Source organism: [Zimmermannella] bifida NBRC 103089, assembly GCF_001570925.1.
Lineage (GTDB): Bacteria > Actinomycetota > Actinomycetes > Actinomycetales > Microbacteriaceae > Gulosibacter > Gulosibacter bifidus.
The window spans coordinates 92,496-111,410 of record NZ_BCSP01000006.1 but is presented as its reverse complement, the minus strand read 5'-3'; the positions used below and the strand labels follow the sequence as shown (position 1 = coordinate 111,410).

Sequence of the window (18,915 nt, the reverse complement as noted above, 5' to 3'; positions counted from 1 at the left end):
GCCCTAGTTATCGTCGCCGAGCCCGGGCGTTACGACCTTGCGAGCCGGTTCAACCGGCCCCGAAATCTCGTCGTCGCTGCCACCAAAGGCCGAGGGCTTCAGCACTACGACATCGGACAGGTTGCGATAGCGCTCATCGTGGTCGAGACCGTAACCGACGACAAACTCGTTCGGCACGTCAAACCCGATGTAGCGCACCGGCACATCCACCTTCAACCGCTCCGGTTTGCGCAGCAGCGTGCAGATCTGCACCGATGCCGCACCGCGCGATTCGAGGTTCTGCTTGAGCCAGCTCAGCGTCAGACCCGAATCAATAATGTCTTCAACGATCAACACGTCGCGGCCGCTGAGGTCGGTGTCGAGGTCCTTCAGAATTCGTACCACACCCGACGAAACCGTGCCCGAACCGTACGACGAAACCGCCATCCAGTCCATTTCGAGGTCGATCTGCAGTTCACGAGCGAGGTCGGATACGACCATCACCGCGCCCTTGAGCACACCGATCAGCAGCGGCTTGCGGCCTTCGTAGTCGCGTTCGATATCACGGGCGAGCTCCGCGATACGGTCCTTAATTTGCTCGGCAGTGAGCAGTACTTCTCGAACATTTTCAGAAATTACACTGGCTCGCACGGCAGTCCTTTCGCCCGGGTGACCCCTCGACCACATCGAGGGCACGGATGCGACACCTCAAGTCGAGTATCAAGCTCGCGCGACCATTTCGGCCGCTTTCGCCGGCACCCATATAGGTGTTCGCAACCTGCATTCAAATGTAACCGCATTTGCCACCAAGAGTCCGCCCATTTGCGCAGAACCTCGGGGATGCGCTCGCGACCGGCTACTCGGCTGCGGTCGCTTCGGGTTCGCTACCGGATGCATCCGGTTCGTCGTCGTGTTCGTCGCGCCCCGCAGCCCCAAAGAACAGGCGCCCTGCGGTGCGCTCCACCCGGATTCCGGGCAGATCGATCGGGCCTTGGCCACGCCACTCGGTCGCAAGTGAGGCGACCGCCATGGTGTGCGCACGCGAAAGCGAGACGCCAAAACCCTGCTCGGCAACGGCGCGGCAGATGCGCTGACGCAGCGCGGCGGGCTGTGTTACGAGACCGCCAACGTCGAGGGTGACGCGACCGTCCGCATCCGTACCAACGATTTCTTGCGCCCATTCGAGCGCGAGTGCATCGAGCGTTTCGGAGTCTTCGCGCAGTGTCGTTGCGGTGCGCGCGAGCGCCTCGGCGATGCCCGGGCCGAGTTCGGATTCGAGCAGCGGCATCACGTTCTTGCGGATGCGGACCCGCTTGTAGCGCTCGTCGTCGTTCATCGGGTCGTGCCAGGCGTCGAGCCCCTGATCGGCACAGGCCTGCTCGGTTTCGCGGCGGCGAATACCCAAAAGCGGGCGGATCAGCGCGTCGTTAACGACCGCCATGCCGTGCAGCGACTTGCCCCCGGAACCGCGGGCAAGGCCCAGCAGCACCGTTTCAGCCTGGTCGTCGAGCGTGTGGCCGAGCAGCACCCACGACGCGTCGAGTTCGTTACGCACGCGGTCGATGGCCGCATAGCGAACGGCACGGGCGGATGCTTCTGGTCCCGCACCGTCGTCGGTCACGTCAACCGTTTCGATCACGACCGGGTCGAGACCGAGTTCACGAGCTTGCGCTGCGGCACGCTGTGCCTGCGCAGCCGATCCCGGCTGCATTTGGTGATCGACGATGACCGCACCCGCGCGCATCCCCGCACGCGGCAGTTCAAACGCTGCCGCTGCAGCCAGCGCCAGCGAGTCAGCACCGCCCGAGAGCGCAACAAGTACCAGGTCGTTCTCGGCCGCAACGCCACGGACGGCGTTACGCACGGCGCGACGAATATCAGCTACCGGTGGAGTCAGTCGAGGTCGATCAGTCACCCCGCCAGCCTAACGGTTTTGCCCGGCTGGCGGCAGGTACTCGCGACCAACGGCACCGCGAACGGCGCCCGCATCCAGCGCCCAAGTTGCTGCACCTATAGGCGCTACGCTAGGGGACGTTGCAGCCACGAGCTGCGCACGCATCCCCGCAATCTGTTTATAAGGAGCACTCATGGGCACCTACGATGTCGTCATCGAGATCCCCCGCGGCAGCCACAACAAGTACGAGGTCGACCACGAAACCGGTCGCGTTTACCTCGACCGCGTGCTGTTCACGCCATTCGTTTACCCGGTTGACTACGGCTACTTCGAAGACACCCTCGCCGACGACGGCGACCCGCTGGACGCACTCGTGCTGCTCGAGTACCCGGTATTCCCGGGCGTAGGCCTCAAGGTCCGCCCCGTTGGTGTGCTGCGCATGGCCGACGAAGCCGGTGGCGACGACAAGATCCTGTGTGTTCCACACAAGGACCCTCGTTTCGCGCACATCCAGGAGCTCGAGGACGTGCCACAGAACACCCGCGACCAGCTCAAGCACTTCTTCGAGCACTACAAGGACCTCGAGCCAGGCAAGTGGGTCAAGGTCGAGGCTTGGGGCACCGCCGCCGAAGCTGACGAGATCATTCAGCGTTCGATCGCCGCGTTCACACCAGCCGAGTAAAACTCACCCCAGCGCAGGTCGAGTATCCGGCCGCATGCGGGTCGCGTAACGGCTAACGCATTCCGGATGCCCGGGGTCGCGCAAGTGCCCCGGGCATTTTCGTGCGCAACCACGCGCATCCGCACGAGATGCGGGGAAGCAAACGGGGGATGCGCATAGCTGCGCATCCCCCGTTACTGCTTGTGCTGTCGTGACCGCGGATTAGTAGTACATGCCGCGGTTGCCCAGCCAGATCAGCGGATCAATCGGAGTACCGCCCTGCTGGATTTCGAAGTGCAGGTGGCAACCGGTCGACGGGCCGGTCGTGCCGGCGTACGCAACGACCTGACCAGCAGAAACGTGTTCGCCCGGGTACGCCGCGAAACCGCCATCAGAGATGTGAGCGTTCATAAATACCGAGCCTTCAGCATCCTCATAGATGAGCATGTTGCCCCAACCATCGAGGTAGCTAGCGAGCGTTACGACGCCGTCGGTAACCGCATAAATTGGTGCCCAACACGTGCCTCCGGGGACGGTCAGGTCAATGCCGGTGTGCATCTTCCAGTAGCCGTAAACCGGGTGGAGTCGCGGGCCGAAGTAGTCGGTGATCCAACCGGCAGGGTCCATTGGATAGGCGTAGGCGCCCGTGGTGACGCTGCTGTCGCCACCGCCGTCACCTGACGGGGCCGGTGGTGCGTATCCGCCGGATGCGGCCGCTTCTTCAGCGGCCTTGCGGGCAGCTTCTTCAGCGGCCTTGCGGGCTTCTTCTGCCCGGCGACGCCGCTCTTCTTCTTGACGCTTGCGCTCTTCTTCGCGCTTGCGTTCGCCCTCTTCGTAGTCGGCCTGAACGACATCGCGGCGCTCCATCAACGGCACGAGCATCGCTTCGAGCTCCGAACCCTTGTTGATCTTCTGGTCGCGCTTTGTCTGCAGGTTCTGCTGCGCGGCAACAGCGGCTTCATATGACGACTGCGCTTCAGCTTCGAGCTGCTCGAGTTCGGCGAGCGCATCTTCGGCCTGCGCCGAAAGCTGGTCAGCGTTGTTTCGGGCGCTCAGCGCCTCTTGGTACACCTCGCCGTTGTGTGTACCCAGCTTTGAAATCGTCGACATGCCACGCAGGAACTGATCGGCGCTTTCTGGCTGCGCGAGTAGCTGCACGGTCGGGTCTGACGGCACGCTGTTCGCCATGGCTGCGGCGTAGGCACCGGCCTCAGTCTCGGCCTCTTCTGCCTTAGCGCGAGCTTCGTCGGCCTGGGTCTGCAGTGTGTGCACCTGCGCGCGTTGTTCAGTCGCGGCACTCTGCGCTGCGGCATAGGTTTGGCCTGCCGCGTCAGCTTCCTTTTCTGCCTGCGCAACCTGCGACTTGAGATCTTCGATCTGCGACTTGATGTCAGCGATCAGCGCGTTCTGTTCGTCAACGTCACCCTGTGCTGCGACGACGTCATCCCAGGTGGCGTAGTCCTCGAGTGGTTTGGCCGAGGCCATCGTGCCAGGAGCGAGGACACCGAATACGAGTGCGCCGGCGACGACCGTCAGCAATCCCGATCGCTTTGGCGCGCGCCGACGGAAAGTCGATCGTGCGCCGCGGTTCGCGGTGGTTGCCATGAACATTCTCGTTTCTGTCGCGGACAGTATTCGTCGCGAAAACCAGGATGTGGATGTCTCGCACACCACTTTGACCACAGTTTTCACATTGATAACTCTGGAAACAGTACCGAGGATGTTGCGATTTTGTAACCCTCTCGCGCGGATTTACCGGCTTTCCCAGCCTTTTTCGTCACGATTGCACCCCACCGAGACGCCGCATTCGCCATTTATTACACACGTGCGCGTGCGCGACACACCGAAGTCGAGATTTCTCATGACCCGGCACTTGCCAGTGTTTTAGCGGGATACGCGGGGTCGCGAAATGTTTTTCGTCATCCGACTTGCGCGGCACCCCGGTTTACACATAAGCTCTTTCCTCGGCGGTTCTACCGTTCAGCTCGGCCCCATCGTCTAGAGGCCTAGGACACCGGCCTTTCACGCCGGCAACACGGGTTCGAATCCCGTTGGGGTCACGGTGGCAACATCGTGGAGAAGCTGATAAGTTAAACCGTCGAATAAATTCATAAGGCCCTGTAGCGCAGTTGGTTAGCGTGCCGCCCTGTCACGGCGGAGGTCGCGGGTTCAAGTCCCGTCAGGGTCGCGAGTGCATCGCCCTCGTCCTCGGATGAGGGCGTTTCGCTCAGTAGCGACAGCTGCTTGGCTCTGTAGCTCAGTTGGTAGAGCGTTCGACTGAAAATCGAAAGGTCACCGGATCGACGCCGGTCGGAGCCACCACCACACCCCTTGCTTAGGCAAGGGGTGTTTTGCGTTTCCGCTGCTGGCTTCGCGCACACCCTCATCCCCGAGCGCACACCACGGCGTCGTTTGACTCATCAATTTCTGCCAAACGCGCACGGAAACGGAGAAACCGCATCGGATTGATGAGCGAAACGACGTCACGCAGCGTCACACGGCGACGCATGCCGAAACACAACTCGCGCTCCCCCGCATCCCGCACCTAACGTCGTCGACCACACCCGAACCACGACGAACGGAGCACACATGTCGACCTACCGAGTAACCGCATCTGCCACGACCCCGACCCAGATTGAAGTTGCGGCCCGCCAGTTTCGGTTCCTTATCGACGAACCGGCCGACCTCGGTGGCAAGGATGCGGCTCCCAACCCGGTCGAGTACTCGCTCGCGGCGCTGCTGGGTTGCTTCAACGTGGTCGTACACCTCGTCGCCCGCGAGCGCGGCGTGACCGTCACGAACTGCAACCTCTCAGCCGAGGGCGACCTTGACCCGGCGAAGGTGCTCGGTCAGCAAACGGATGCGCGCGCCGGCTTCCAGCAGATCCGCCTGCAGGTTGCGCTCGAGACCGACGCTGATGCGGCAACTAACCAGCAGATCATCGACGAAGCCAAGGGCCGCTGCCCGGTTGGCGACAACCTCGCAAACGCGACCCCGCTCAAAATCACCCTGGCCTAGGTACGGCACCGAACGCATCCGAACCGGCCAGACCTGCCAATTCACAAAGCGGCCAATTCACTATGCGGCCAATTCACGGGCCCGCCAATATCGGCCACAACGCACGAGGCCTGCCCGCGTTGTGGCCGATATTGCACGCTATTCGCAGCACAAACTGTGCAAAGCAGGCCTCAACGGCCGGTGGGATGCGGCAGGCCGATGGGGTGCGGCAGGCCAGTGGGATGCGGCAGGCCGGTGGGTGCGGCACGCCGGCCGCGCGCAAGTGCGCTACGCGTCGAGTTCGCTGTCTAGGTCGTCGGTTCGGGGCAGGCGCGCGAAGTTGTCGGCGTTACGCCGGTTGCCGGCCACGAGAATGTGGTCGCCGCGACGCAGCGCCGTTTCGGGCAACGCGATCTGCCAGGGTTCCCCCGGGTGGCGCATGCCGGTAATGTGCACTCCGTAGTTTCGACGCAGCCGCAATTCGCCGATCGGTGTTCCAATCGCAAACTCGGGTGCGAGCTGCTGCGTGATGACAAAGTCACCGGCGAACTCGACATACTCTTCGAGCGTGCCGCGCAAGAGGTGCGCCGTGCGCCGCCCCATATCGGTTTCGGGCTTCACCACGTGAGGGACACCGAGTTGCTTCAGGATCTCGGCGTGCTGGTCGCTCACTGCTTTGGCCCAGATGTTCGGTACCCCGAACTTCCGCAGCAGTCCGGTAACCAAAATGCTCGCTTCGATGCTGCCACCAATCGCGACCACCACGGTTTCAAATTCGTGCACCGAGAGCTTCCGCAGCGTGACTTCCTGGGTAGCGTCGCCCCGAACGACGTGAGTGACGCTGCCGTCCATCGCCTGCACAACATGGTCATCGGGATCGATCCCCAGTACTTCAACACCGTCTTTCATGAGTTCGGTGGCAACTGCGGTACCAAACCGTCCGAGCCCAATGACACACACCGCATCTTGAATACGGATTGTTCCTTGCCGTGAATTACGCAATGATCGGCCTTTCTTCTGGAAGTTCATATGGCAACGGGCGCACTGCCGGCACCAAGGCCGCCGCAATCGTCATTGGCCCAAGTCGGCCAATAAACATCAGCAACGTGATCGCGATCATTGCCACTGGCGGCAGATCGCCCGTGATGCCGGTACTGAGCCCAACGGTGCCCCAGGCACTCGTGACTTCGACCCCCACCTGTTCGATGGTGAACGGGGTGACGACGAGCAGCAATAGGGTGACCGCGACACAGAGCCCGAGGGCGGTAACGCCAATCGCCGCGGCACGGCGAACAACCGCATCGTGGATGCGCTTACCAAAGAGGTGCACGCTGCCGTCGCCTCGGATGACGGCAACGATGGCGGCGGCGATAACCATGAATACGGTGATCTTGATACCGCCGGCGGTTCCGGCAGGGCCGCCACCGATGAACTGCAGCACATCAACGATGAGCAGGGTTTCGGGATGCAGTGCACCGAAATCGATGGAGTTGAACCCGGCCGTTCGAGTCTGTACCGATTGGAAGAACCCGGCGAGCATGCGGGTGCCGAAATCGTATTGGCCAAGCGTTTGCGGGTTGTTCCACTCGAACAACACGAAGGCGCCCATACCGACGAGCAAGAGGATCGGCGTGGCGGTGAGCACCATTTTTGCGCTGATCGAGAGCCGGTTCCATTTGGGGCCAAACTTGAGGATCTGCGCGATGACCGGAAAACCAAGACCACCGATGATGATGCACAGTGCGATCGGCAGGCACACCCAGGGTGAGTCGACGAAGTCGACCAGGTTACCTTCAAAGGTCGAGAAGCCCGCGTTATTAAACGCAGAAACGGCGTGGAATACCGCATCCCAAATCGATGCGACCGGGTCAAGGCCGTGCCCGACGACGAATGCCAGGTAGAGCACCACTGCGGCAACCGCTTCGCAAACCACGACGATGCGGATGATCGACAGCAGCACGGCACGGGCATCATCAAAGTCGACCGTGCGCGATTCCGCAGACGCGATCAAGCGCGATTGCAGTCCGAGTCGGCGCGTCAGGGCGATGCCGACAACCGAAGTGAACGTCATCACCCCCAGGCCTCCCAATTGAATGAGGATGAGGATGACGGCTTGCCCAAATCCGGTCCAGGCCACGTGGGTATCGACGGGTGTAAGCCCGGTTACGGTGATCGCGCTGGTCGCGACGAACACGGCGTGCAGCGGGGATGCGGGAGCAGCATTCGAGCTGATCGGCAGCATCAACGCGAGGCTGCCGGCAGTAATGACGGCGATGAACGCCAGGCAGACGGTTTGGGCGGGACTCCAACGCGGCGTATAGCGGAGGCGCCCGTCGCGCTGACGTCGGGGGCGTTTGGACACATTGAGCGTGCGCAGTGGGGCTCGTCGAGGTGACGGCGAACCGATCAACGGTGTAACCACAGCTCGTGAATCTAGCACCGCATGCAATGCCAAGCGAGTGTTTTTTAACGAAATTTCTGCGCCCGTAAACTCGCCAGTTTGCTAACCATAAACGCAGGCTCTAGCGCGGAAAGCGCAGACCACAACGGCAGCTACTGGGCGCCGCCCATCACCTTGGCGAAGTATTCGCCCACGCGCTCGTCGGCCCACGACCAGGCATCTTCGCCGCGCAGCACGACGTCCGACCCACCGTCGCAATAGATGGTCTGGCCCGCGCAGTGCGAGTTTTCAGCGGATGCGAGCCAAATCAGCAGGCTGGCGATCGATTCCGGTGGCTGGTGGTAGTTCAGCGGCATCGGCACGACCGCATCCACGAACGCACGCGATTCGTCGTTCCCGACGAGGTCGGCGGTCATCGGCGTCAGCACAATTCCCGGCGCGACCGCGTTCAGCGGAATCCCGGCACCTGCCCAATCAGAGGCAATCGACTCGCGACGCACCCAGCGCGAGAGGGCGCGCTTTGAAGATGCGTAGATCAGTCCGCCCGCACGCGGGTCTTGCGCCAGCTGCGCCGCAATATCAAGGGATGCGGGTTCATCGCCGGCAAGCATCGCTTCGGTCAGCGGCGTGTGCTGTGGCTGCAGCGACGACATCGACGAGACGACCACCGCGCGGGGTGCGTCCGATTCAGCCAACGCTGGGCGCACGGCTTCGAGGAATTCAACGGCGCCAAAGTAGTTAACCGCGATCGTGGCGGGCACGGGATGCGAGATACCCGCCGACGCAATAACCGCATCCACCTTGCCACCGGTCATGGCCAGCGCATCGGCCGCGGCCTGCTGGCGGCCCGCGGAAGTGCCAAGATCGCATTCGATTTCGGCGCCGCGAAGGTCAACGCCAACCACGACGTTGCCCTGTTCTCGAAGCTGGTCAGCGGCTGCCTTGCCGATTCCCGATCCGGCCCCGGTGATGATGTAGGTGCGTGACATGCTGGTCCTTTCTGTGGCGTGCAGTCGTGATTGCAACGTGGATGCGTCAGCCCGCATCATCCATGCCGCATCTGAGTCACTTCTGGATACGAAAACGACTGGAGCCCGCCACCGACGCCGCGCCGTGTCAATCAACGGAACCCCTCTTGCCCACCAAGACCGACGTGCCATCATGGACGCACCAACGCGCGATACCGACCATCCGCATCCACCCCACTAACAGCGAAGGCTCGACGCATGCAGCCAAACTCCCCCGCTCCCTTGCAAGGCGCCGGCGCCGAATGGATGCGCGAAACGGTTTGGCATCTGCAACAGCACCGGTTGCCACCCGAGCAGATTCAACGCACTATTTCGTTCGTCGAACACACCTGTGCCACGACGCAGTCTTCCCCACGCATGCAGTTCGGCGCACCCAACGACTTTGCTGCCAAAGTTGCCGGCCGCGACGCGAATATGCCGCCAAGCCGCGGCCACGTGATCGCCGAAGCCCTCGGTGCCACTCACGTGCACTACTTGGGCATCGTGTGCACATTTGTTGGCATCTTCGGCGCGGCCGTGTTTGCGCTAACTGCGCGGTCTCTCATCGAAGGCACCGTTGGCGACACGCTACCTTTCCTACTGTCACCCCTAGTCGCGCTAATTGGCATCCTTGCGTTCGTCATTGGCCTGACCAAGCTGCCCGTGCCCTGGATGCTGGCGCACGCTGGGTGGCTCGTTGCCTTCGGCATGGTCTATTGCATCGGGCTGGTTGTTCTCGCGGCTCTCTGGCATTACGCACCCTTCTCATTGCCAACGACCGCAGTGATGTGGACCGGTGCGGCGTTTGGCGCGGGCAGCAGCATCGCAATGATCATTGCTGGCAGGCGGGCACGCTCGCGCGGACAGAAGCACATGTCTACCGAGTTGATTTCAACGGCGTTGATTCTCCCGTTCCTCGCCGTAATGTTGATGATCCTTCCCGGCTTCGACTAGTAGAACGACTCCACTTCGGCCTAGCCCACCCGACCTACGATCCGCGTGGACCGTCAGCGACGGGACCGTCCGTGCGTGGGTCGTCAGCATCGCGACGACCAAAAGTCGCGGGATCAACCGGCCACTTCGAGCGCGGCACGTTTCGCTCCAACACCAGTAGATACGACCCGGTGATCAGGTCTTCGACGAGCGCTTCATCGAGAACGTTGTCGTCGCCGCCCGGCACCACTGCGACCGTGGGGCTGTCGAAACCGTCGAGCGTGATCCAATGCCGTTTGTTCATGTGATAACCGGGGCTGATCTGCGCAAACGATTCACGCAACACGTCCCCTTCGGGCGGTGACACTTTCACCGTCACGATCGGCCGACCGACCAGTCGAGTTGCAAGCATGAAGACTCGATCGCGCACCTTGTAGACGTCCCAGTCCGGCCCGAATGGATGCGTACAGTCGGCGCCCGGAAGTTCACTCGCGCGGGCTGCCGCGACCGCAAACAGCGCCTCGCCCGACAGCATCGCGCTCGATTCGCCGTGTTCACCACCGGACATCCGCGCACCCACCTCAATCGCATCCACAATCCGCAACGTTCGCCGCAACACACCGAAACTTCGCGCATCCCGCATGCCAACGGTAAAACGAATTAGCTGCGCGACATATACGAATGCCTAAAGTTGCACCGCACTGACCCCCAGCGGCTTGTAGGCAACCAAGAAAACACTTGACACGTTTCAACTCGCTACTAGAGTGAATAGCCGGTCCACCGATGCACCAGATTTCGGGGACCACCCCAATCACAACCGTGATTGTTCCCTACATATTCGCGCAACGCAGCGCCAACATCCGCGCGATGCTGCGCACTAATGGAGCCCCGTGAGTACTGCAAAGTCCTCGCCGACGACGGAGTCGACCGGCGACAAAAAACTCAAGAACCGTCACATCACGATGATCACCCTTGGTGGCATCATCGGCGCCAGCCTCTTCGTTGGCTCCGGCAACGTCATCAAGAGCGTCGGCCCGGCAGCACTGTTGTCGTACGCCATTGGTGGCCTCCTGGTCATCCTTGTGATGCGCATGCTCGGCGAGATGGCTATTGCTCGCCCGGCTGTCGGTTCGTTCATGGAATACGCCCGTCAGGGTGTCGGTCCGTGGGCTGGCTACCTCATCGGTTGGCTCTACTGGTACTTCTGGGTTGGCGTGATCGCCTTCGAGGCAGTCGTCGGCGGCGAAACCCTCAATATGTGGTTCCCGATGATCCCGGAGTGGGTCTTCTCGCTCATCTTCCTGGCGCTCTTTACCGGTGTAAACCTGGCTTCGGTGCGCTCCTTCGGCGAGGTCGAGTTCTGGCTCGCCAGCATCAAGGTCATCACCATCGTGGTCTTCCTCGTGCTCGGTATCCTCTTCGCCTTCGGCCTGTGGCCAGATGCCACCTTCTCAATCGGCAATATCGTCAACCACGGTGGCTTTGCACCGAATGGAGTCTGGCCGATCGTGAGCGGTGTCGCACTGGTGATCTTCTCGTACTTCGGCACCGAAATCGCCGTTATGGCCGCTGCTGAATCTGAGGACCCGAAGGGCGGCGTCACCAAGGCCAGCAACACGGTTATCTGGCGCATTATGCTCTTCTACCTGGGCGCAATCTTCATCATCCTGTCGGTCGTGCCGTGGACCGAGCTGCCAGACCCGGACGAAATCGGCCCGTTCGCGTTCGTCTTCGGCAAGATCTTCGGTGGCCTCTTCGGCCCGGGCGCAACCCAGGTTGCCGCGGGCGTCATGAGCGCCGTCATCCTCACCGCTGTGTTCTCGGTACTCAACTCGGGCCTCTACTCGGCCGCGCGCATGTTCGCGGCACTGTCGGATGAGGGTTTGGCACCGAAGTTCATTGGCTCCCGCGCTAGCAACGGTGTGCCCTGGGTCGCTGTGCTTGCCTCGACCTCGGGCGGCTTCCTTGCCGTGCTCGTCAACTTCCTGTTCCCCGACACCCCGCTGTTCACGTTCATCATGAACTCGGCCGGTCTCGTGGCGCTGTTCGTCTACTTCTTCATCGCACTCACGCAGTGGCGCTTGCGCAGCAAGATGTCGAAGCGCGAAGAAGACGCACTCGAGCTCAAGACCTGGGCACACCCGATCCCAGCAATCCTCGTCATGCTCGGCGTGATCGCAATCGTGGTCATCATGTGCTTCACCGAAGACGGGTTCTTGCAGGTGGTCTCGACCCTCGCATCCGTCGCCGTACTCGTCGCATTCTGGCCAATGGCCCGCCGCAACCTCAAGGCTTCGGGTCGCCTCGACCACAAGTTCCACACCGAAGTGCTGCAGACGGTTGGCGACAACCGCCCGCACGAGGGTCGCTAGCACTTCACTCGTAACGGCCACGCCCGTCACTACCGCATCCGGCTCGGACCGCACCCATGCGTGCATCCGGGCCGGATGCCGTTTCTACGGATGCACCCGCGCACCTGCCTGACAACACTAAATCGTTATCGTTTTGCTTCAGCGCACCCCTGGTTATCCCGTCAGATCTCGTTACGCTGGAAAGGTTGCCAATCAAACCGGGCAACGATTGGAACCCACATGATGCACCGTTCTGCTCACCTCAAGCGTCGCGGTTCTTCCGCCCACGCGCTGGTTATTGCGCTCGTTTGCGCAGCGCTCATGTGTCTCGGATTCCCCGCGCCAGCGGCACAGGCAGCCAATGCCACGGTGCAAAATGATGCCCAGCTCAAGGCAGCAATTCGCACGGCCGGCACGACCCCGTCAACGATTACCATCGATGGCACCTTTGCCGGCGGCGCAGTCGTTCCGGCGGGCGCGGACATCACCTTCGTCGGCATCAATGGCGGCACCCTGCAGCAGGGCGGCGGCAATGTGGCGATCGAGGTGGATGCGGGTGGCAAGGCCACTCTCGGCGCGGGCCTGACGGTGCGTGGTAACGATGCCACGGCCCTCAGCTACGGCCTGATTGATGTCCGGGGCGAATTCACCATGCTTGACGGGGCAACCGTCTCGGGCAGCCAAAATCTGGGTGGCGAGACTGGTGCGATCACCGTCGAAGGCACCGACGCACGTTTCATCATGTCCGGCGGCGCCATCCACGACAACCGCGTTAGCGACGACAGTGTTGAGCGCGCAGCCGGCGGCGTCTATGTCGCCCGGGGCGGAACTGCCGACCTGAACGGCGGCGCCATCTACGAAAACGGCACGTCTGCCTACACCGGCAAGACCGGGCTGGTTGCCGGCGGCGTCTTCGTTAACGCCGGCGGTACCGTGAACGTTGCGGGCACCGAGATCTATCAAAACGACGGCCAGCAGGGCGGCGGCATTGCTGCGTACTCCCTCACCAAGCACAGCCCAGCCACCGTGAACCTGCGCGACAACGCCGTCATCTCCGCCAATCGCGCCACGAACGGCGGCGGTATCGCCGCGCTCGGCAACACGCGCGTCACCATGAGCGGTGGCAGCGTCGATGCCAACGTAACTGGCGGCTCCGGCGCCGGCGTCAGCGTGCAGGATCTTTGCTTTGCCGCCGATGATCGGGGCAATAGCAAGGACGGACAGTGCGCCGAAGCATCCGTAGCGCCAAGTGAATGGGCAGCGTCGTACCCGGCCGAGTTCACCATGACCGGCGGCGAAATCCGCGACAACACCGCATCCACAACCGGCGGCGGTATCAGCATTAGCTCGACCAAGGTGACGCTCAGTGGCGGCTCCATTGCCGGCAACTCAGCGACGCTGCAGGGCGGCGGCGTGTACGTCACCAGCGACAAGTACGGTGCCACCATCAAAAACGCTGTCGTCACCAAGAACGCAGCGGCAACGCAAGGTGGCGGCATTTGGTTGGCACCGAGCGGCACCACCGCGCTGAATGCCTCCGGCGGTGTTGCGATCGGCGAGAACAGTGCCGAGATTGCGGGCGATGACATAGCGGCCGAAAACTACGGAACCGCGTTCCACGGCGAGCTCACGACCGGCCCACGAGCCTACGGTGGCGCCGAAGCGACCTGGTACCAGGATGCATCCACGGCACGGTTCGACCCAGCCACCGCATCGGCCTACCCGCCACAGACGTTCGATACCGCCGTGACTATCCACAGCGAACTCGACGCTGATGGTCTTGCACTGGCTTCAGCCCGAGCATCGCTCACGATCTCAGACAATCACGCCGACCGCGGAGCGGGCATCGCAAGCGCCGGTGATATAACCTTCGGTCGCAACATCGACACCACCCTGACGGTGGCATTGACGTGGCAGGACAACCAGGGCAAACCGCTCGCTACCGCAGCCCAACCAGAATCGGTTGAATTGGAACTCATGCAGGTTGTCGACGGTCAGCCACACCGGGTCGACTCCTTCACGGTCGAGCGCGATAGCGACTGGAAGATTGCGCTGCATGAGTTTCCGGTCCAGGATGCAGCACCGCAGTTTGTCGTGTCCGCACCGACGCTCTCGGGTTACGCAACGTCCGTGACCAAGCTGAGCGGCAGTGATGCCAGTGGCTGGACGCTCGAGGCCACGAGTGCGCCAGCCGCCACGGCGACTGCAACGTCAACGCCGAATGCCGCAAGTCCCGCACCTGCCGAACCCTCCGCATCCGCGCCGGTCGTCTCGGTGCCAGCAACTATGGCCCCCACGAAACAACCGGCAGCAACCGCTACAGCGACACCGGGCGAGTTCGGCACCACGTCACCTTCGTCGCCGACTGCTGAGGTCATCCCGCCCAAGCCCAGCCGCAGCAGCGGCACCAATGACGAGTCCGCGGATGCGGATGGGAATCTCCCTGGCACCGGTGCTGACGTCCTGCCGCTCACGATTGGAGCGGTCGCCGTACTGTGTGCAGGTGTTGGATTATCGAGTTGGCACCAGCGCAGTAGAAGTGAAGACAACATCCGTTGACGACGGGAAAACACTCAGCATTTCGCGTAGAACGGTTTTACGTACACGGTTGACAACCACGCACGGCCTCATGCATTGAGCATGGCCCCGATTGTTTCCCGCCGCTGTTTGTGCAACGCCTAACTCGATCACGTTCCCGGAGACGAGTCCGGACACCGTTACAATTCCGGCGCCGACGGCGCACGGTGACGCCAACTCCTCCACCGACGCCGAGCGCGTCAACGCCACGCGACCGACTCGCATCCACTTCACAGCCGGCAAACCGCACCAACTCTTCGATGAGCTACAACCAAAATCTGAATTCGTTGTCGCCGCCCACCAGGATTGCGCAAGCCCGCGTGCATACACTGGCGAAACCGAACGCAACCCAGGAGACGACCACACGGTGACCGAGCAGTCCTTATCCGGCGTACACCCCGCCGACGCCACCGGCGCAGCAGCGGCAGCCGCAGCCAACATCAGCGAGCCGTTCGATGACGCGACCGTACGCATCCTCTCCCCCGAGGGCACCATCAACGCAACCGCCGCATCCGAGCCCTATCTCGACCGCATCCGGCAAGCGCCCGACGAACTGTGGCAAACCGCGTTCCGCAATATGACCCTCGCCCGCGCGTTTGACCGCGAAGGCACGAACTTGCAGCGACAGGGACAGCTCGCACTCTATGTACCTGCCGAGGGCCAAGAAGGTGCCCAGGTCGGCTCGGCCCTCGCTGCCCGACCGCAAGATACGCTCTTCCCCTCGTATCGCGAACACGCTGTCGGCCTCACCCGCGGCCTCGACCTCGTCAACGTCCTCGCACTCTTGCGCGGTTGCACCAACGCCGGTTGGGATCCGGCGACAACCCAGGGCTTCCGCAACTACGTGCTGGTGATCGCCTCGCAAACCCTGCACGCCACCGGCTACGCGATGGGCCAACGCTTCGACGGCAACGTCGGCACCGGCGACCTCGAACGCGACGAAGCCACCATCGTCTACTTCGGCGATGGCGCCACCAGCCAGGGTGACTGCAACGAAGCGCTCGTCTTCGCCAAGAGCTTCGCCACCCCGCAGGTGTTCTTCTTGCAGAACAATCAGTGGGCAATTTCGGTACCGGTTCGCATGCAATCACCGGTACCGCTCTACCGTCGCGCACACGGTTTCGGGATGCCCGGGGTACAGATCGACGGCAACGATGTGATGGCAAGTTTCGCCGTCACCGGCCACTATCTTGACGAAGCCCGGGCCGGTAATGGCCCGGCCTTCATCGAGGCGCTGACCTACCGCATCGGCCCGCACACCACCAGCGACGATCCCACCAAGTACCGCCAGCGCGAAGAAGAAGCGTTCTGGCGCGCGCGCTGCCCGATTGCGCGCCTCGAGGCGTATCTGCGAGCGCAGGGCGAAGACGCCGCATTCTTCGATGATCTGCAAGTAGAAGCCGCCGATTTCGCCGCCGACCTGCGACGCCGCACGCTTGCGCTGCCAGAGCCACAACCGCTCGACATGTTCGCGCACGCCTACGCCACGCCGAACGCCACGATCGACCAGCAGCGTGCGGAGTTCGTCGAGTTCGAGAACTCATTCCAGAACGACACCACCAGCGGAGGCCAGGCATGAGCGCACACGACATGAACCCGGCCACGGAACCGGCAGCCACCGCCACGGCTGCGGTGCCGGCGGCATCCACCGAAACCCTGCCCATGGCGAAGGCACTCAACCGCGCGCTTCGCGACGCCATGACCGAAAACGACCGCTTGATCTGCCTCGGCGAAGACATCGGCGCCCTCGGCGGTGTCTTCCGCATTACCGAGCATCTGCAGCGAGACTTTGGCCCGCAGCGAGTCATCGACACGCCACTGGCCGAATCGGGCTTTATCGGCGCGGCCATCGGCTTGGCCATGCGTGGCTACCGCCCCGTATGCGAGGTGCAATTCGACGGCTTCGTGTACCCGGGATTCGACCAGATCACCTCGCAGCTCGCAAAGATGCCGGCACGCACGGGCGGACGTGTGCGCCTGCCAGTCGTCATCCGCATCCCCTACGGCGGTCACATTGGCGCGGTGGAACACCACCAGGAAAGCCCAGAGGCGTACTTCGCGCACACGGGCGGGCTGCGCGTGATCGCGCCCTCAACCCCGAACGATGCCTACTGGATGCTGCGGCAAGCGATCGAATGCGATGACCCGGTGATCTTCATGGAGCCGAAGGGACGCTATTGGCCGAAAGGTGAAGTCGATTTCACGGCACCCGCCGGCGGCATGGATACCGCCCGCGTCGCGCGCATCGGCACCGACGCGACGCTCATCGGCTGGGGCGCGCAAACCAGCATGAACCTGCAGGCCGCCCAGCTTGCCCAAGAAGAGGGCCGCTCGCTCGAAGTCATCGATGTGCGCGGACTCTCGCCGGTCGATTGGCAGCCGCTGGTTGACTCGGTGAACAAGACCGGCCGCGCGATCGTCGCCCAAGAGGCACCCGGACACGTCTCGCTCGGCAGCGAGATCGCCGCGCAGCTCACCGAACGCTGCTTCTTCTCGCTCGAGGCACCGGTCATGCGCGTGGCGGCCTACGATGTGCCGTTCCCACCGGCACGACTGGAACGTCACTACCTGCCCGATGTTGACCGCATCCTCGACACCGTCGACCGTGCATTCGCGTACTAGCCTCGCCTGATTTACCCCGTACCTAGGAGATTTCGTGACCGCATTCAACCTGCCGGACGTCGGCGAAGGCCTCACCGAAGCCACCATTGTGCAATGGCGCGTAGCCGTGGGCGACACCGTGGCGGTCAACGATGTGCTCGTCGAGATCGAAACCGCTAAGTCGCTCGTGGAACTGTCGAGCCCCTTCGCTGGCACTGTCACCGAGCTGTGCGTAGCCGAGGGCGAAGAAATCGAGGTGGGCACCCGCATCCTCGAAGTTGCCGAAACGGCCGGTGCCGATTCCGGCGCGGCAAGCGATTCCCCCTCGAGCAGTGCGGATGCGACTACGCAGGCATCCGAGTCGGGTGGCGCAAACCTTGTTGGTTACGGCACGGTCGGCGCACCCAGTTCGCGTCGCAGCAAGCGCCGTGCAGCATCGGCACCGCAGTCGACCCCAGCAGCCGCGGCAACACCCCAGGCACCAAACTGCGCGGCCAAACCAGCGGCAGCGGTCTCGGCTCCGGCGGCACCACCCGCATCCACGGCACCTGCTGCACCGAGCGCGCACACCACCGACCGCCAACGCGTCATCGAGGGCCAGGCGCAGATGCCCGCCGGTACCGGTAGTGCCAGTGTCACCGGGCTGCCGGTGCTCGCAAAGCCACCGATTCGCAAGCTCGCCAAAGACCTCGGCGTCGACCTCAACCGCGTACAGCCCTCGGGCAAGTCCGGCGAGATTACGCGTCAGGATGTCGTGCTGCACGCCGAACAGGCCCGCGTCTTCCACAACATCGAAACCCCCGAATGGGGCGACCAACGCGAAGAACGCCACCGCGTTACCGGCGTGCGCAAGCAAATCGCGCAGAACATGGTGCGGTCGATGTTCACTGCACCGCACGTCACGCTCTTCGTCGACGTCGACGCGACGCGCACGATGGAATACGTGAAGCGCCTAAAGGCCTCGCCCGACTACGCCGACACCAAGATCTCGCCGCTGCTGATCGTGGCGAAGGCGGTGATCTGGGCAATCCGTCGCAATCCGACCACGAATGCCACCTGGACCGACGAGGAATACATCGTCAAGAACTACGTGAACCTCGGTATTGCCGCGGCCACCCCGCGAGGCCTGCTCGTACCCAATATCAAGGATGCGCACACACTGTCGATGCGGCAGCTCGCGAAGGCGCTCGAAACGCTGACGATCACCGCGCGCGAGGGGAAGACCACACCGACTGACCAGCAGCAGGGCACGTTCACCATCACGAACGTTGGCGTATTCGGTGTCGACACCGGCACGCCAGTACTGATGCCGGGTGAAGTCGGCATCCTCGCGTTCGGTGCCGTGCGACCAAAGCCGTGGGTCGTCAACGGCGAAGTGCAGGTGCGTCAGGTAACCACCGTGGCCGCATCCTTCGACCACCGCCTCGTCGACGGTGACGTCGCGTCGCGCTTCGTTGCCGACGTCGCCACCATTCTCGAAGAGCCCGCGCTGCTGCTCGACTAGCGCGCTCCAC

The 18,915-nt window shown here is 62.8% G+C and carries 16 protein-coding genes and 3 tRNA genes; 11 read left to right on the top strand and 8 right to left on the bottom strand.

Annotation, left to right across the window (positions count from 1 at the left end; translation table 11 throughout):
• Positions 1-3: 3 nt before the first annotated feature.
• The 3 genes from hpt to ZBI01S_RS09845 all read right to left on the bottom strand — a co-directional run bounded on the left by hpt (position 4) and on the right by ZBI01S_RS09845 (position 2,068).
• Positions 4-630 carry a hypoxanthine phosphoribosyltransferase gene (gene hpt / locus ZBI01S_RS06500; RefSeq protein WP_066058059.1) on the bottom strand — a complete coding sequence of 209 codons (627 nt, stop codon included), beginning with the start codon at positions 628-630 and terminating at the stop codon, positions 4-6.
• A 205-nt stretch (positions 631-835) separates the two neighbouring features.
• Positions 836-1,894 (bottom strand): tRNA lysidine(34) synthetase TilS, encoded by a 1,059-nt coding sequence (tilS, locus tag ZBI01S_RS06495; protein WP_083524577.1) that lies wholly within the window; start codon positions 1,892-1,894, stop codon positions 836-838.
• Positions 1,895-1,903: 9 nt separating this feature from the next.
• On the bottom strand, positions 1,904-2,068 hold the full coding sequence (locus tag ZBI01S_RS09845) for a hypothetical protein (RefSeq protein WP_159421434.1): 165 nt from the start codon (positions 2,066-2,068) through the stop codon (positions 1,904-1,906).
• On the opposite strand from ZBI01S_RS09845, the gene ppa reads away from it, so the two are divergent.
• The gene (gene ppa / locus ZBI01S_RS06490) at positions 2,067-2,555 is read left to right on the top strand and encodes an inorganic diphosphatase (RefSeq protein WP_066058053.1); all 489 of its coding nucleotides are present in this window, start codon (positions 2,067-2,069) and stop codon (positions 2,553-2,555) included. The genes ZBI01S_RS09845 and ppa overlap by 2 nt on opposite strands.
• A 201-nt stretch (positions 2,556-2,756) precedes the next feature.
• On the opposite strand, the gene ZBI01S_RS06485 is transcribed toward ppa, so the two are convergent.
• The gene (locus ZBI01S_RS06485) at positions 2,757-4,139 is read right to left on the bottom strand and encodes a M23 family metallopeptidase (RefSeq protein ID WP_159421433.1); all 1,383 of its coding nucleotides are present in this window, start codon (positions 4,137-4,139) and stop codon (positions 2,757-2,759) included.
• Between the two features lie 382 nt (positions 4,140-4,521).
• Here ZBI01S_RS06485 and ZBI01S_RS06480 point away from each other — a divergent pair.
• The 4 genes from ZBI01S_RS06480 (at position 4,522) to ZBI01S_RS06465 (ending at position 5,552) form a co-directional block, all read left to right on the top strand.
• A tRNA-Glu gene (locus ZBI01S_RS06480) sits at positions 4,522-4,594 on the top strand.
• Positions 4,595-4,648: 54 nt separating this feature from the next.
• Positions 4,649-4,722 (top strand) — tRNA-Asp (locus tag ZBI01S_RS06475).
• 58 nt (positions 4,723-4,780) lie between these two features.
• Positions 4,781-4,856 (top strand) — tRNA-Phe (locus tag ZBI01S_RS06470).
• A gap of 267 nt (positions 4,857-5,123) precedes the next feature.
• On the top strand, positions 5,124-5,552 hold the full coding sequence (locus ZBI01S_RS06465) for an OsmC family protein (protein WP_066058047.1): 429 nt from the start codon (positions 5,124-5,126) through the stop codon (positions 5,550-5,552).
• 267 nt (positions 5,553-5,819) lie between these two features.
• Here the strand turns inward: ZBI01S_RS06465 and ZBI01S_RS06460 are convergent, their stop codons facing one another.
• The 3 genes from ZBI01S_RS06460 to ZBI01S_RS06450 all read right to left on the bottom strand — a co-directional run bounded on the left by ZBI01S_RS06460 (position 5,820) and on the right by ZBI01S_RS06450 (position 8,921).
• Positions 5,820-6,533: a potassium channel family protein gene (locus tag ZBI01S_RS06460; RefSeq protein WP_066058044.1), complete on the bottom strand. Its 714-nt coding sequence runs from the start codon at positions 6,531-6,533 to the stop codon at positions 5,820-5,822.
• Positions 6,526-7,953: a TrkH family potassium uptake protein gene (locus ZBI01S_RS06455; RefSeq protein WP_159421432.1), complete on the bottom strand. Its 1,428-nt coding sequence runs from the start codon at positions 7,951-7,953 to the stop codon at positions 6,526-6,528. The genes ZBI01S_RS06460 and ZBI01S_RS06455 overlap by 8 nt, the downstream gene beginning before the upstream one ends.
• A 131-nt stretch (positions 7,954-8,084) precedes the next feature.
• Positions 8,085-8,921 carry an SDR family oxidoreductase gene (locus tag ZBI01S_RS06450; protein ID WP_066058039.1) on the bottom strand — a complete coding sequence of 279 codons (837 nt, stop codon included), beginning with the start codon at positions 8,919-8,921 and terminating at the stop codon, positions 8,085-8,087.
• Between the two features lie 237 nt (positions 8,922-9,158).
• Between ZBI01S_RS06450 and ZBI01S_RS06445 the strand changes: the two genes are divergently transcribed.
• On the top strand, positions 9,159-9,893 hold the full coding sequence (locus ZBI01S_RS06445) for a hypothetical protein (protein ID WP_159421431.1): 735 nt from the start codon (positions 9,159-9,161) through the stop codon (positions 9,891-9,893).
• 34 nt (positions 9,894-9,927) lie between these two features.
• Here the strand turns inward: ZBI01S_RS06445 and ZBI01S_RS06440 are convergent, their stop codons facing one another.
• Positions 9,928-10,440, bottom strand: coding sequence for an MmcQ/YjbR family DNA-binding protein (locus ZBI01S_RS06440; RefSeq protein WP_245610561.1), 513 nt, complete (start codon positions 10,438-10,440; stop codon positions 9,928-9,930).
• 322 nt (positions 10,441-10,762) lie between these two features.
• Here ZBI01S_RS06440 and ZBI01S_RS06435 point away from each other — a divergent pair, with 322 nt between their 5' ends.
• From ZBI01S_RS06435 to ZBI01S_RS06415, 5 genes are all read left to right on the top strand, one after another.
• Positions 10,763-12,244: an amino acid permease gene (locus tag ZBI01S_RS06435; protein ID WP_066058034.1), complete on the top strand. Its 1,482-nt coding sequence runs from the start codon at positions 10,763-10,765 to the stop codon at positions 12,242-12,244.
• 219 nt (positions 12,245-12,463) lie between these two features.
• On the top strand, positions 12,464-14,782 hold the full coding sequence (locus ZBI01S_RS06430) for a hypothetical protein (protein WP_066058031.1): 2,319 nt from the start codon (positions 12,464-12,466) through the stop codon (positions 14,780-14,782).
• Between the two features lie 457 nt (positions 14,783-15,239).
• Entirely contained in the window at positions 15,240-16,379 is a 1,140-nt protein-coding gene (locus ZBI01S_RS06425) for a thiamine pyrophosphate-dependent enzyme (RefSeq protein ID WP_066058116.1), read from the top strand.
• Between the two features lie 11 nt (positions 16,380-16,390).
• The gene (locus ZBI01S_RS06420) at positions 16,391-17,422 is read left to right on the top strand and encodes an alpha-ketoacid dehydrogenase subunit beta (RefSeq protein ID WP_066058112.1); all 1,032 of its coding nucleotides are present in this window, start codon (positions 16,391-16,393) and stop codon (positions 17,420-17,422) included.
• 34 nt (positions 17,423-17,456) lie between these two features.
• Positions 17,457-18,905 carry a dihydrolipoamide acetyltransferase family protein gene (locus tag ZBI01S_RS06415; RefSeq protein WP_066058028.1) on the top strand — a complete coding sequence of 483 codons (1,449 nt, stop codon included), beginning with the start codon at positions 17,457-17,459 and terminating at the stop codon, positions 18,903-18,905.
• The last annotated feature ends 10 nt before the right edge of the window (positions 18,906-18,915 follow it).

Excerpts from the sequence above, each read along its gene's own strand:
- ZBI01S_RS06445 (WP_159421431.1), top strand. The coding sequence starts at position 9,159 with ATGCAGCCAAACTCCCCCGCTCCCTTGCAAGGCGCCGGCGCCGAATGG.
- ZBI01S_RS09845 (WP_159421434.1), bottom strand. The coding sequence starts at position 2,068 with ATGAGTGCTCCTTATAAACAGATTGCGGGGATGCGTGCGCAGCTCGTG.
- ZBI01S_RS06465 (WP_066058047.1), top strand. The coding sequence starts at position 5,124 with ATGTCGACCTACCGAGTAACCGCATCTGCCACGACCCCGACCCAGATT.
- ZBI01S_RS06485 (WP_159421433.1), bottom strand. The coding sequence starts at position 4,139 with ATGGCAACCACCGCGAACCGCGGCGCACGATCGACTTTCCGTCGGCGC.
- ZBI01S_RS06450 (WP_066058039.1), bottom strand. The coding sequence starts at position 8,921 with ATGTCACGCACCTACATCATCACCGGGGCCGGATCGGGAATCGGCAAG.
- ZBI01S_RS06420 (WP_066058112.1), top strand. The coding sequence starts at position 16,391 with ATGAACCCGGCCACGGAACCGGCAGCCACCGCCACGGCTGCGGTGCCG.
- ZBI01S_RS06430 (WP_066058031.1), top strand. The coding sequence starts at position 12,464 with ATGATGCACCGTTCTGCTCACCTCAAGCGTCGCGGTTCTTCCGCCCAC.
- ppa (WP_066058053.1), top strand. The coding sequence starts at position 2,067 with ATGGGCACCTACGATGTCGTCATCGAGATCCCCCGCGGCAGCCACAAC.
- ZBI01S_RS06440 (WP_245610561.1), bottom strand. The coding sequence starts at position 10,440 with ATGTCCGGTGGTGAACACGGCGAATCGAGCGCGATGCTGTCGGGCGAG.